Genomic DNA, 13,189 nt, shown 5'->3' with positions numbered 1-13,189 from the left:
CAGCCCGAACTATTTCCCGAACACGCCATGCAGATAAACCTGCATGGCGCGTTGCATTTGCGCCTGCGCTGCCTGGCGCCCGGGCATGCCGGGCTCCGCCTGGATCGCCGCCGCACCTTTCATCATCTGCTGCACCACGACGGCGGCGGCATGGATCTCTTCATCGGAGCGATGGGGCGCGCGACGCGCCAGCAAGGCTTGTAGTTCCGCGCGAAGACGGCGGCGAATGCTCAAGCCATCGGCGGCGGGTTTTGGCATGGACTCCACCAGCGGCACGAAGGCAGGGTGGTGCCTGCGGAAGGCGATCAGGAAGGCGCACAGGTGCTCAGCCCAGGCTTCAGAAGTCCAGTTCAAGGACGGCTCGGCGAACTTCCCCAGTTCCGCATAGGCAGCCTGCGCGTATTGCTCAAGCAGCGCATTGGCCAGCGCTTCCTTGGTAGGGAAGAACTGATACAGCGAGCCGATCGCCGCGCCAGCGCGCGCGGCTACTTCCGTCATCGTGGTGCCTTCGTAACCTTTTTCGACGAAGCACGCGCCTGCCGCTTCCAACAGGGCGGCGACGCGTTCATGACCGCGCTGGCGCTGAGGACTGCGGCGAAGCTCGGTTGATTTATGTGAGGGCATCCTCATAAACTCCAAAGTGAGGATATCCTCACTTTTATCATGCCGGAGATTCCCGTGGAAAAGCTCGACCCGCGCCATACGGCGCTCGTTCTTATCGATCTGCAGAAGGGTATCGTACCGTTCGCAGGCGGCCCTCACACTGGGGCAGAGGTGCTGGAGAAAGCCGGCACGCTGATTCGTCGTTTTCATGACCTGGGGTCGCCCGTGGTGCTGGTGCGCGTTGGCTGGTCCGCTGATGGTGGTGACGCCTTGCGCCTGCCGGTCGATCAACCATCGCCGGCCAGGGACCTGCCGGCCGACTGGTGGGAGTTCCCCGATGAACTCGGCGCGATCGACAGCGATATCCGCGTGACCAAGCGCCAGTGGGGTGCGTTCTATGGCACCGAATTGGAATTGCAGCTGCGCCGTCGCGGCATCGAGCACATCGTGCTCGGCGGCATTTCCACCAACATCGGCGTTGAATCCACCGCACGCAATGCGTGGGAATTAGGCTTTGGCATCGTGTTCGCCGAGGACACGATGAGCGCGGCGAGTGGTGAACATCATGCTTTCGCCGTCAAGAACATCTTTCCGCGTCTCGGCCGTGTGCGTTCGACGGCGCAGGTTCTGGACATGCTTGGCTGATCGTCAGCCTTCCGGGGCTGCCTGCTCTTCCGCTTTAAACAAAGCGCAGGCCATTCCGGCTTTTGCCGGAATGGCCAGAAGGCAGCGGGCCTTCCATCGCGCGCCGCGATGAAGCCCACACCGCCTGTCCACCTGCAGGCCACAGCCTCTTCACGCCCGGCTGTTCACCAACGGCCAGCACCTCAGGTGTCTGATGTTGCGTCGCCGCGCTCCTCTCCGCGCTCTGGCGCCTGCCGTCTGGCGCCAAACATGGCTATTTCCGCCCCCTGACTGACGCGGCTGGTTTTTGCAGTGCAGCGCAACGCCCTGCAAACACGCCTTTACAAGCCGCCATGAAAACCTTTACAAGCTTCCATGAAAACGTTTACGTTTGCGCCGCCGTTAGGATGTACGGACATCCACTATGCAAGGGGACGCTTCGATGACGACCAAAAACGCAACCATCAAGGACGTGGCGCGCGAGGCGAAAGTCTCGGTCGCTTCGGTATCGCGTGTGCTCAACGGCCTGGGCGGCGTCACGCCGGCAACGCAGAAGATCGTGCGCGAAGTCGCCGCACGCCTGAATTACATCCCGGACAACGCAGCGCGCAGCTTGATCACCGGACGCACGCACACCATCGGTGCCGTGCTGCCGGATCTGTATGGTGAATTCTTCTCCGAATTGATTCGCGGCATCGACCTGGCCGCGCGTGCTCGCGGCTTGCATCTGCTGGTATCCAGTTCGCACGACGGCGTGGAGGATGCGGCCGTAGCCGTTCGCGCCATGCGCGGTCGCGTGGATGGCATGCTGATTCTTTCCGAATACGTCGATGCCGCTTTCCTCGAGGAAAACCTGCCCGAGAAACTGCCGGCAGTATTGTTGGATAGCCCGGTAAAAAGTGCGCGCTACCCGGTACTCAATATCGACAACCGCGATGGCGCGATCGCCATGGTGCGGCACCTGGTCGAAGCAGGGCATCAGCACATCGCCTTCATCAGCGGCCCCAAGACCAACTTCGATGCACAGCAGCGCGAGAAGGGTTATCGCGCCGCCATGGCCAAGCATGCGCCCGCTGCGACCTTGATCGTCGTCGATGGCGATTTCACCGAGGATTCGGGCTACCGCGCCGGGTGCGAACTGCTAAGCAAGAAGCCGCGTCCGCAAGCAGTCTTTGCTGCCAACGACATGATGGCGATCGGCTGCCTCTACGCTTTCAAGGAAGCCGGCATCGATGTTCCGGGAGACATCGCACTGGCCGGCTTCGACGACATCCTGATTGCGCGCTATGTCACGCCGCCGCTGAGCACGGTGCAGGTGCGTATCGCCGATCTGGGCCGCATCGCGCTGGAGCGTCTGGCGGCCATGTTGAATCCGGCCGACAAGACGCCGGCATCGGTTGAAACGCTCGGATGCGACATCGTCATCCGCAAATCCTGCGGAGCAAAAGCCGACGCCCCTGCCGCGCCGCGCAAGCCCCGCAAATCGCCACGACCATTACCAACATAACGAAACCCGCAACACATTCGGGGAGGGGAGAGCCATGCAAGCCGTATCAAAATCCAGAAAGCTGATGTTGGCGCGATTGATCACCGCGTCGATGGCCGCCGCGGCAGCGTTGCCGATGGTGTCCTTCGCACAAAGCTCGGATGCGAATCTGCGCGGAATGGCTGCACCCAATGCGACCGTCACGGTCAGGAACGTCGCCACCGGCTACACACGAACGACAAACTCGGGCAAGGATGGCAGCTACGCGCTGGTAAGCCTCCCGCCCGGCACCTATCAGGTGGATGCTGGCCCCGGTACCGAGCACACGGTCACGCTCACCGTGGCGTCGACCGCCACGCTTAATCTGACGGCCGCCGCACCTGCTGCAAATGCCAAGAACCTTGGCGGCGTCACTGTTACCGCCACCACGCTGCCGGAGATGACTACTTCGGAAGTAGGCACCACCATTACGCAGCGTGAAATCGCCACCGTGCCGCAGATCACGCGCAACTTCCTTGAATTTGCCGACACGGTGCCTGGCATGGTGTTCACCGTGCAGCAGAACGGCAACACCAGCCTGCAATCCGGCGGCCAGGCGCCGGCCGGCATCAATGTCTACATCGACGGCGTGGGCCAGAAAAACTACGTTGAAGGCGGTGGTATCACCGGCCAAAACAACAGCCAGGGTAATCCATTCCCGCAGCTGGCGATTGGCGAATACAAGGTTGTCACCTCCAACTACAAGGCCGAATACGATCAGATTTCCAGCGCCGCGGTGATTGCGGAAACCAAGTCTGGCACCAACGAATTCCACGGCGAAGTGTTCGGCGATTGGACCGACACGCGCATGCGTTCGATGACGCCCTCGGAAACGGCACAGAACAAGAAGCAGCCGTCGCATGACAAGGAATACGGCTTCTCGCTCGGCGGACCGATCATCAAGGACAAGGCGCATTTCTTCTTCGCGTACGAAGGCAAGGAATACGACACACCGATCGCGGTGGTGCCCGGGGCGGCTTCGCAGCAACTCATATCGCAGTTGCCGGCCAGCGCATTGGCGCAACTTGGACCGTCAAGCTTGCCATTCAAGGAGAACCTGTACTTCCTCAAGATCGACTATGAGCCCACCACGCGCGACCGCATTGAGGTCAGCGGCAAAGATCGTGACGAGACGGCGATTACCGGTACAGGTACCGGTGTAGCGGCATCATCGGCGCTCAATCAGATCAACTATGACCGGCGTTTCGACATACGGTGGGATCACAGCGCAGACGCCTGGTTCAACCGCCTGCAATTTACTTACGAAAATGCCTTCTTTAACCCTTCAGCCGTCAATATCGGCAATGGTTCGACCTACACCGTTTACAACAATCAGAACCAGAGCATCTTGACCGAAGGTGCGGCGGACCCACGCGGCACGCAGGACAAAGGCCAGAAGGGGCCGTCGATCTCGGACGATTTCACGTTGAACGATCTGGAATGGCATGGCGACCATGTCATCAAGATGGGCGTCAAGTACAAATTGATACAGCTCACCGCGCAGGACGCCGGTGAATTCAATCCGCAATTCTCCTATGACGTGACGCCCACTGGCACCTTGTCGGTGCCGTATCAGGTGTTGTTCCCGATCGCGTTGCCTGGCACCAGTCCGGTCGTCAGAACCAATGATAGACAGTTCGGTACGTATATCCAGGACGACTGGACCGTGGACGAACACCTTACGTTGAACCTTGGTGTGCGTTGGGATTACGAGCAAACGCCGTCGTACCTGAATTTCGTGACGCCAGCATCGGTGGTCAGCGCGTTGTATTCGCAAAATCCGAACGCGGCGCCAGGTGTGACTTACGCACAATCGCTGGCCTTGGGTGGTGTGAATGTCAACGACTACATCAGCAATGGTCACAATCGCCACGCGCAAACCAATGAAATCCAGCCACGCTTCGGCTTCTCCTACGACATCAACGGTGACCAGGAACACGTGATCCACGGTGGTGCCGGTCGCTCCTACGACCGCACCATTTACGAGATCCTGCAGCTGGAGCAAACCAAGCTGGCGCTAGCCGAAGCCACCATCACGTTCCCTAACCCATATCACTCCTGTACCGCCAGCCCCAACTGTATTCCGTGGAATCCGGCGTATCTGAACGGTATCGGCATCCTGCAGGGCCTTCTAACCGGCACGACGGCTGGTCGTGAAGTGGACCTGATGAACAACAATCTGAGGACGCCGTATTCCGACCAGATCAGCATCGGTATGCGCAACCAGCTCGGCGACTGGATCACCGATGTCACCTTGGCGCAGGTCAACCGCTTCAATGGCGTCGTGTTTACCTTGGGCAACCGTTGGCCGAACGGCGCGTTCTGGCAGGGAGGCAATCAACCTTTTGGTCAGAGCATTCCAGGTTTTGGCAGCCTGATCATCGCCAATAACGGCCTGACCCAGAAGACGCAACAGGTGCTGGTTTCGTTGCAGAAGCCTTACACGCCTGAATCGCACTGGGGCATCAACATCGCCTACACGTATACGAAGGCGAAGCAAAATAACGATAACCAGGACGTCACCGACCAGTACGCCTTCGATGAAGCGACCATCCAGGATTATCCATTCGTAACGTCCGCGGTAGCGAAACACCGCTTGGTCGTTTCCGGGTCAAATGATGCGCCGTGGGGTTTGCTGTTCGGCTACAAACTGACCTTGGCCACACCTATTCCTGGCATCAACCTGGCTTGCTACGGCGCGCCAGCTCCGGGTAACGGCAGTCTTGGCAACGGTTGCATTCCATACTCGTTTACGCCGCCAGGTTCGCGTTTCCTAAGTGGTCCGATATTTGGCTATCGCTCGATTGATTTCCAGGTCACCAAAAACTTCAAGATTTACGACAGCCTGAGCGCCTACGTGCGTTTTGACCTACTTAATGCGTTCAATTGGAACAACTACAGCGATTACATCTACAACTACGGCTCGAACGGCGTGTTGAACAAGATTCCAGTCACCTACGACCCCACCGGCAACATCTACGGCACGCCACGCGAAGTAAAACTGACGCTTGGCATCAAGTTCTAGCGCTTGCGCCCCTGGGACGGGTGCGCTGCGAATCCCGGTACGGACCCCCTCTGCGTGCCGGGATTCGCTCACTTTTTTTGCGCTCATCCGTTGATTAGAGTGCTTTCCCCATGATATCTCGATTTTTCCGCTGCGCTGCGTTGAACGTGCTACTCGCCGCTCTGGTGTTCGGCAGCGGTACTTTGCCGGCGCGGACGGCCACCGACGATTTCGACGCCCTGTCCAAGCCGCAACAGGCGATGGTAGCCGAGCTGGAGCAGCGCACCTTCCAATGGTTCTGGGACAGCGCCAATCCTGCCAACGGGCTGATACCGGATCATTATCCCGGTCCTTCCTTCTCCAGCATTGCATCCGTGGGTTTTGGCCTGACCGCTTACGGTATCGGTGCAGAGCGCGGCTACATCACGCGCGAGCAAGCGGTGGATCGCACGCTGACCACCTTGCACTTCTTCGCGAACGCGCCACAGAACGATAGCGAGGACGATGCATCCGGCTATCACGGCTTCTTCTATCACTTCCTTGACATGAACACCGGCAAGCGTTTCACGCGTGCCATCGAACTATCGAGCGTGGATACCACCTTGTTGCTGGGTGGTGTGTTGTTTGCGCAGTCCTACTACGATCGCGATACACCCAAGGAAAAAGAAATCCGTGCGCTGGCGGATGACATCTACCGTCGCGTCGACTGGACCTGGATGCAACCGCGTGCACCACTGATCAGTATGGGCTGGACGCCCGGCGGCAAGTTCATCGATTCGGACTGGAAGGGCTACGACGAAGGCAAGCTGGTTTATATCCTCGCGCTTGGCTCGCCGACCCATCCAGTTTCCGATCAGGCCTGGGTGGCATGGGCCAGTACATATCCCAAGCAATGGGGTACGTTCTATGGACAAACCTTTCTCAATTTCGCGCCGCTGTTCGGTCATCAATTCAGTGAATCGTGGGTCGATTTTCGCGGCATCCGTGATGCGTGGAGCCGTACGCACGGCCTGGATTATTTTGAAAACGGGCGTCGCGCCACCTATGCGCAACGTGCCTATGCCATCGCCAATCCCGGGCACTGGAAGGATTACAGCGCAAACATTTGGGGCTTGACCGCTTGCGATGGTCCCGGTGATTTCAAAATGAAAACGAGCGATGGCACCACACGCCAATTCTTTAGCTATTCGGCGCGCGGTGCCGGACTCGACTACATCTCGGACGACGGCACCATCGCGCCTGCGGCGGCTGCCGGCTCCATCGCGTTTGCACCGGAAATCGTGGTTCCTGCCCTGCAGGCAATGAAGGCGCGGTATGGCGACGATGTCTACGATAAGTACGGCTTTGTCGATGCGTTCAATCCAAGTTTCGACGGTGCGGTGACGACCGAATCTGGCCGCTATCTCGTCAATGGCTGGTTCGAAACCAAGCAAATCGGTATCGACCAGGGGCCGATCGTGCTGATGATCGAGAATTGGCGCAGTGGCTTCGTGTGGAAGGTGATGCGCAAGAATCCGTATATCCGTAAGGGACTGCAGCGTGCCGGCTTTATCGGTGGGTGGCTGTAGCAGGCGACCAAATAGCATCGCCACCTGGCGCCCTTTACCAGGGAGATTATGAAAAAACTTGCCTTACCCTCGTCGCCCCGGCGAAGGCCGAGGTCCAGTGTCTTGATCGGCGAACAGAGTCGCTGGGCCCCGGTGTTCGCCGGGATGACGGTCTTGAGGTTTTTTCACACGCCAAGGGGAGATTGGAAGCTGTGGATTGCGGCATGGCGTGCCATGTTGGTGATGCTGATCTGTGCGTCTTTAACAGCGTGCTCTCAACACACTGACCCTCACACCCTCACCTTCTGGACCATCGGCCGCGAAGGCGAAGCCATCACCCAGCTCCTACCCGAATTCGAGCGCGAAAACCCCGGCATCCACGTCGTTTTACAACAACTGCCGCTAAGTGCCGCGCACCAGAAACTGCTCACCGCCTTCGCCGGCGATTCCACACCGGACATGACCCAGTTGGGCAACACCTGGTTGCCGGAGCTGGCGGCGTTGGGCGCATTGGAGCCACTGCAAACGCGAGTGGCGCATTCGTCGATCGTTCGTCCCGATGACTATTTTCCCAGCATCTGGTCCACCAATGTCTATGATGGCGTGCTCTATGGTGTGCCTTGGTATGTCGATACCCGCCTGCTGTTCTATCGCAGCGATCTGTTGAAAGCTGCCGGTTTCGACGCTCCCCCACACGACTGGAATGAATGGCGACGCATGCTGGCCGCACTGAGCCATCCCGAGCGTGGTGTATACGGCATCCTGCTGCCAACCAACGAATACGAACAACTGATGTCGCTGGCCTTGCAGCAACCGGATTCCCTGCTGCGCGCCGGTGGCCGCTACGGCAATTTCGAAAGCCAAGGCTTCAAACGTGCCCTGACGTTCTACGTCGATACGTTCCGTCTTCATCAAGCGCCTCCCATCACCAACATCGAGGCCGGCAATCCGTGGGAGGAGTTCGGGCGCGGCGTGTATAGCTTTTACTTTTCAGGTCCCTGGAACATTGGGGAATTCCGCAAGCGTCTTCCTGCCACGGAAGAAGCGGATTGGAACGCAGCGCCACTGCCGGGGCCGGTTGGTCCCGGTGCATCGGTGGCAGGCGGTTCCAGCTTGGTGATCTTCCGCAAAGCCAGGAACAAGCAAGCTGCCTGGAAGCTGATCGAATATTTGTCGCGTCCGGAGGTGCAGGGCCGCTTCTACGATTTGCTGGGTGATATGCCGCCGCGTAGAAGTTCGTGGAATCAAAGCAGCCTGCGCGATGATCCGAAAGTCCAGGCGTTTCGCGAGCAACTGGAACGGTTGAAACCCACGCCGCCCGTGCCCGAATGGGAACAGATCGTCAATGAAATGCAGCTCGTTGCGGCGCAAGCCGTGGCGGGCGATCTGACGGTCGACCAGGCTGCCGCCGAAATCGATCGCCGTGCCGATCGCATCCTGGAAAAGCGGCGGTGGATGCTCGACCATGCACATCATGCAGCGAGCGAGGCCTTATGAACCGTCAGCACGCCGCATGGTTGTTTCTTGCTCCGGCCGTCATCGTGCTTGGCGTGTTCTTCTTGTTGCCAGTCATCGGCGCTTTCGCTTTGAGCCTGACGGATTACGATCTGTATGCACTCGCCGATCTGCATAATCTGCGCTTCGTCGCCTTGAGCAACTACTGGGCGCTGCTGCATCGCCCGCTGTTCTGGGCAGCACTGGGACATACGGTGTATTTCGTAGTGGCGGGTGTTCCGCTCTCGATGCTGGTTTCCTTGTGCGCGGCCTTGCTGCTGCATTCGCCCCTGGCGCGCTGCAAAGCATTTTTCCGCACGGCACTGTTTGCGCCAGTGGTGACGACGGTGGTCGCGGTCGCGGTGGTTTGGCGCTATGTGTTCAACACCAAATACGGCTTGTTGAACTACGTGCTGGGTGGGATCGGCATCCATCCCGTCGATTGGCTGGGCGATCCGCATTGGGCGATGCCGGCGATCATTCTGTTCGCGGTGTGGAAAAACTTCGGCTACAACATGATCATCCTGCTTGCCGGGCTGCAGGCCATTCCGTCCGAGCTGTACGAAGCGGCACGTATCGACGGTGCTTCGACTTGGCGGCAATGTCGCCACATCACGTTGCCGATGCTCGCACCGACCTTGTTGATGGTCGGCATTCTGACTGTTTCCGGCTATTTCCAGTTGTTTGCCGAACCCTACGTGATCACCGAAGGCGGCCCGCTGCAAAGCACGGTCAGCGTGCTGTACCTGATGTACAACGAAGGCTTCAAGTGGTGGAACCTGGGTTCCGCCTCGGCGATTGCCTTCCTGCTGTTCGTGATCATGTTTGCCGTGACGGAACTCATGCTGCGTGCGGGACGCAAGGAAGTCCAAGCATGACGCCGCGCATTGCCAAAGCCTTGATCAACGGTCTGCTGATCGGCGGCACCGTCGTCGCGCTGTTTCCCATCGTGTGGATGCTGTCCGTTTCCCTGATGCAGCCGGGTGAAGCCAGTGCCTTGCCACCGCCACTGCTCCCCGCACATGCCACGCTGCACAACTACCAGGAACTGTTCCTGCGGGCAGGTATGGGGCATTACCTGCTCAATAGCTTGCTGGTATCCACCGCTATTACCATGCTGTCGCTCGCCTTGAACGTGATGGCCGGCTATGCGTTTGCCAAGCTGCGTTTTGCCGGACGCGACGCGTTATTCAAAAGCGTGGTCGGCATGCTGGCGATTCCGGCGCAGGTGGCGATGTTGCCGCTATTCCTGATGCTGAAACCGCTAGGCCTGGTGAACAACTATGGCGGCGTGATCGTGCCGGCCATGGCGAGTGCATTCGGTATCTTCCTGGTGCGCCAGTATGCCCGTGGCATTCCCGACGAATTGCTCGAAGCGGCGCGCATGGATGGGGCAGGGGAGCTGCATATCTTCGTGCGCATCGTGCTGCCGCTGCTCAAGCCGATCATGGTAACGCTGGCGATTTATACCTTTCTGACCGCATGGAACGACTTCATGTGGCCATTGATCGTGCTTACCGGGCAGAACCACTACACCTTGCCGCTGGGCTTGGCGTCACTGGCTCGCGAGCATGCGACGGATACGGAGCTGATGATGGCCGGTTCGGTGATTACCGTGCTGCCGGTATTGCTGCTGTTCCTGGCGATGCAACGGTATTACCTGGAGGGGCTGCTGTTGGGCAGCGTGAAAGGCTAATGCGTACCACCATGTACCATACCCACGTAGGTTGGGGTGCAAACCCCAACATCGCCATGCCTGTCATCGCGCCATGTTGGGGTTTGCACCCCAACCTACGTGATTCGCAGTCCACTGTCCGCATCAAAGAAATGCAACCGCGCTGCGTTGAAACCCAAATGCAGCGAACTACACGGCGCCGGCAATTGCTGCGGCGGTACGCGCGAGACGATCGCCTTGTCGCCGAAGCGCAGGTTGAGAAACACCTCGTTGCCCACCGGCTCGATCACTTCAAGCGTCGCTGCAAGCGCGCCCGCCTGCGCCACGACAGGCTGCAAATCTTCCGGACGTACACCAAGCACGATCTCGCGGTCGCACCATGCCTCCAGCGCTGTAGCCTGCGCAGGCAATTCCCCCAGCGGCAAAACAGCATGCGGCATGACCAACTGCCAGCCATGCTCGCGATGCAGCTTGCCGCGCAGCAGATTCATCGCCGGCGAACCAAGAAAACCTGCCACGAACAGATTGACGGGTTTGTCATACAAGCGCATCGGCGTATCAATCTGCTGAATCCTGCCGCCATCCAGCACCACAATGCGCTCACCCAGCGTCATCGCTTCCACCTGATCATGCGTGACATAGATGGTGGTGGTGCCCAGGCGGCGATGCAGCCGCGCAATTTCCACGCGCATCGTCAGGCGCAACCTGGCATCGAGATTGGACAGCGGTTCGTCGAGCAGAAACACCTTCGGCTCGCGCACCAGCGCACGCCCCAATGCCACACGCTGGCGCTGGCCGCCGGAAAGCGCGGCTGGCTTCGCATCCAGGCGATGCTCCAATTCAAGCAGATGCGCTGCCTCGCGCACGCGGCGCTCGATGTCGTCCTTGGGCTTGCCGCGCAGCTGCAGGCCAAAGCCGAGATTCTGCGCCACCGTCATATGCGGATAGAGCGCGTAGTTCTGGAACACCATGGCGATGTCGCGATCTTTCGGCGCAACGTCGTTGACGATGCGTCCATCGATACGCAGCGTGCCGGAAGAGATCGACTCCAGCCCGGCGATCATTCTCAGCAACGTGGTCTTGCCGCAGCCGGAAGGGCCGACCAGCACCAGCAGTTCGCCATTGGCGATCTCGAAGCTGGCATCGTCGACGCCGACGTGGCCGTTGGGATAGACCTTGCGGATCTGCTCAAGACTGACCGTCGCCATCGAGATGTATTGCCCCATGCGCATGCAGCGTTGGGCTATTCTCCCTGCGTAATCGATTACATCAAGCCGCACTGCGGCATGGAGAGTTTCGCATCATGACCCGTAGCTATCGCTTCCCGGACGGCTTCATTTGGGGCGCTGCCACGTCGGCCTACCAGATCGAAGGTTCGCCCTTGGCCGATGGCGCAGGCCCCAGCATCTGGCAGCGCTTCGCGCACACGCCAGGCATGATGGCTAACGGCGATCACGGCGACGTGGCTTGCGATCACTACCGCAGGTACAAGGATGACGTGCGGCTGATGCGTGCATTGGGTTTGCATGGCTACCGCTTCAGCGTGGCGTGGGCGCGCGTGTTGCCCGAAGGTACCGGGCGCGTGAATCAGCAAGGGCTGGATTTCTACTCCCGCTTGGTCGACGAGCTACTGGAAAACGACATCGATCCGAACGTCACACTGTTTCATTGGGATTTGCCAGCCGCGCTCGACGATCGCGGCGGCTGGTTGAACCGCGACAGCGCACACTGGTTCACCGAGTACGCCAGCGTGATGTTCAAAGTGCTGGATGATCGCGTCAAGCGCTGGTCCACCATCAACGAGCCGTGGGTTGTGACCGATGGCGGCTATCTGCATGGTGCGCTTGCACCGGGACATCGCAGCAAATATGAAGCCCCCATCGCTGCGCATAACCTGATGCGCGCCAGCGGTGCAGGCATTCAGGCGTATCGTGCCGTGGGGCGGCATGAAATCGGTGTGGTGTTCAATATTGAGCCGAAATACCCGGCTTCGCAGCGGCCGGAGGACATCGCGGCAACGCGGCGCGCGCACGCCTATATGAATGAGCAGTTCGCCGATCCCGCTTTGCTGGGTTCGTATCCACCCGAGTTGAAAGAGGTCTTTGGCGACGCATGGCCTGATTTCCCCGCCGAGGATTTCCAGCTCACCAGGCAGCCGGTCGACTTCGTCGGTATCAACTACTACACGCGCTCGGTTGTGAAGCACGACGATGATGGTTATCCGTGCCGGGCCTCCCGCGTGCGCCAGCCTCACATCACGCATACCGAAACCGACTGGGAGGTCTACGAGCAGGGGCTGACGGATACGCTGATGTGGTTCAAGGATCGCTACGGCGGCCTGCCGCTGTATGTCACCGAAAACGGCGCAGCCTTCTACGATCCGCCGGCAGCAGAGGGCGATGTGGTGGAGGACCCGCTACGCGTCGCGTATCTGCGCAAACATCTGCGCGCCTTGCATCAGTGCATCGAAAACGGCGTGAACCTCAAAGGCTATTACGCCTGGTCGTTGCTGGATAACCTGGAGTGGTCGCTGGGCTTTGCCAAGCGTTTCGGCTTGTATCACGTGGATTACGCGAGCCTGAAGCGCACGCCGAAAGCATCGGCGAAATTTTATGCGAAGGTGATCGAGACCAACGGCGAGGCGCTCGCGTAGGTTGGGGTGCAAACCCCAACACTGCCATGCGTGCATAGACCACGACGTTGGGGTTTGCACCCCA

General features: G+C 59.4%; 10 protein-coding genes. 8 read left to right on the top strand and 2 right to left on the bottom strand.

Annotation, left to right across the window (positions count from 1 at the left end; all coding sequences use genetic code 11):
• Nucleotides 1-9 precede the first annotated feature (9 nt).
• Nucleotides 10-624, bottom strand: coding sequence for a TetR/AcrR family transcriptional regulator (locus IEX75_RS08150; RefSeq protein ID WP_188793721.1), 615 nt, complete (start codon nucleotides 622-624; stop codon nucleotides 10-12).
• 54 nt (nucleotides 625-678) lie between these two features.
• Here IEX75_RS08150 and IEX75_RS08145 point away from each other — a divergent pair, with 54 nt between their 5' ends.
• The 7 genes from IEX75_RS08145 to IEX75_RS08115 all read left to right on the top strand — a co-directional run bounded on the left by IEX75_RS08145 (nucleotide 679) and on the right by IEX75_RS08115 (nucleotide 10,493).
• Nucleotides 679-1,248: a hydrolase gene (locus tag IEX75_RS08145; RefSeq protein ID WP_188793720.1), complete on the top strand. Its 570-nt coding sequence runs from the start codon at nucleotides 679-681 to the stop codon at nucleotides 1,246-1,248.
• A gap of 421 nt (nucleotides 1,249-1,669) precedes the next feature.
• Nucleotides 1,670-2,734 carry a LacI family DNA-binding transcriptional regulator gene (locus IEX75_RS08140; RefSeq protein ID WP_188793719.1) on the top strand — a complete coding sequence of 355 codons (1,065 nt, stop codon included), beginning with the start codon at nucleotides 1,670-1,672 and terminating at the stop codon, nucleotides 2,732-2,734.
• 34 nt (nucleotides 2,735-2,768) lie between these two features.
• Nucleotides 2,769-5,777 carry a TonB-dependent receptor gene (locus IEX75_RS08135; protein WP_188793718.1) on the top strand — a complete coding sequence of 1,003 codons (3,009 nt, stop codon included), beginning with the start codon at nucleotides 2,769-2,771 and terminating at the stop codon, nucleotides 5,775-5,777.
• Between the two features lie 110 nt (nucleotides 5,778-5,887).
• The gene (locus tag IEX75_RS08130; protein WP_188793717.1) at nucleotides 5,888-7,324 is read left to right on the top strand and encodes a glucoamylase family protein; all 1,437 of its coding nucleotides are present in this window, start codon (nucleotides 5,888-5,890) and stop codon (nucleotides 7,322-7,324) included.
• Between the two features lie 213 nt (nucleotides 7,325-7,537).
• Nucleotides 7,538-8,800, top strand: coding sequence for a sugar ABC transporter substrate-binding protein (locus tag IEX75_RS08125; protein ID WP_188794382.1), 1,263 nt, complete (start codon nucleotides 7,538-7,540; stop codon nucleotides 8,798-8,800).
• A complete protein-coding gene (locus tag IEX75_RS08120) occupies nucleotides 8,797-9,675 on the top strand; it encodes a carbohydrate ABC transporter permease (protein ID WP_188793716.1) in 879 nt (292 codons plus the stop codon). The genes IEX75_RS08125 and IEX75_RS08120 overlap by 4 nt, the downstream gene beginning before the upstream one ends.
• Complete coding sequence (locus IEX75_RS08115) at nucleotides 9,672-10,493, top strand: carbohydrate ABC transporter permease (protein ID WP_188793715.1); 822 nt, start codon at nucleotides 9,672-9,674, stop codon at nucleotides 10,491-10,493. The genes IEX75_RS08120 and IEX75_RS08115 overlap by 4 nt, the downstream gene beginning before the upstream one ends.
• Nucleotides 10,494-10,588: 95 nt before the next feature.
• Here IEX75_RS08115 and IEX75_RS08110 read toward each other — a convergent pair whose 3' ends face one another.
• Nucleotides 10,589-11,680: an ABC transporter ATP-binding protein gene (locus tag IEX75_RS08110; RefSeq protein ID WP_188794381.1), complete on the bottom strand. Its 1,092-nt coding sequence runs from the start codon at nucleotides 11,678-11,680 to the stop codon at nucleotides 10,589-10,591.
• Between the two features lie 95 nt (nucleotides 11,681-11,775).
• Between IEX75_RS08110 and IEX75_RS08105 the strand changes: the two genes are divergently transcribed.
• A complete protein-coding gene (locus tag IEX75_RS08105) occupies nucleotides 11,776-13,125 on the top strand; it encodes a GH1 family beta-glucosidase (RefSeq protein WP_188793714.1) in 1,350 nt (449 codons plus the stop codon).
• The last annotated feature ends 64 nt before the right edge of the window (nucleotides 13,126-13,189 follow it).

The organism is Dyella nitratireducens, assembly GCF_014642835.1.
Taxonomy (GTDB): domain Bacteria; phylum Pseudomonadota; class Gammaproteobacteria; order Xanthomonadales; family Rhodanobacteraceae; genus Dyella_B; species Dyella_B nitratireducens.
The sequence above is the reverse complement of the archived record's forward strand: the minus strand, read 5'-3'. Positions and strand labels throughout refer to the sequence as shown.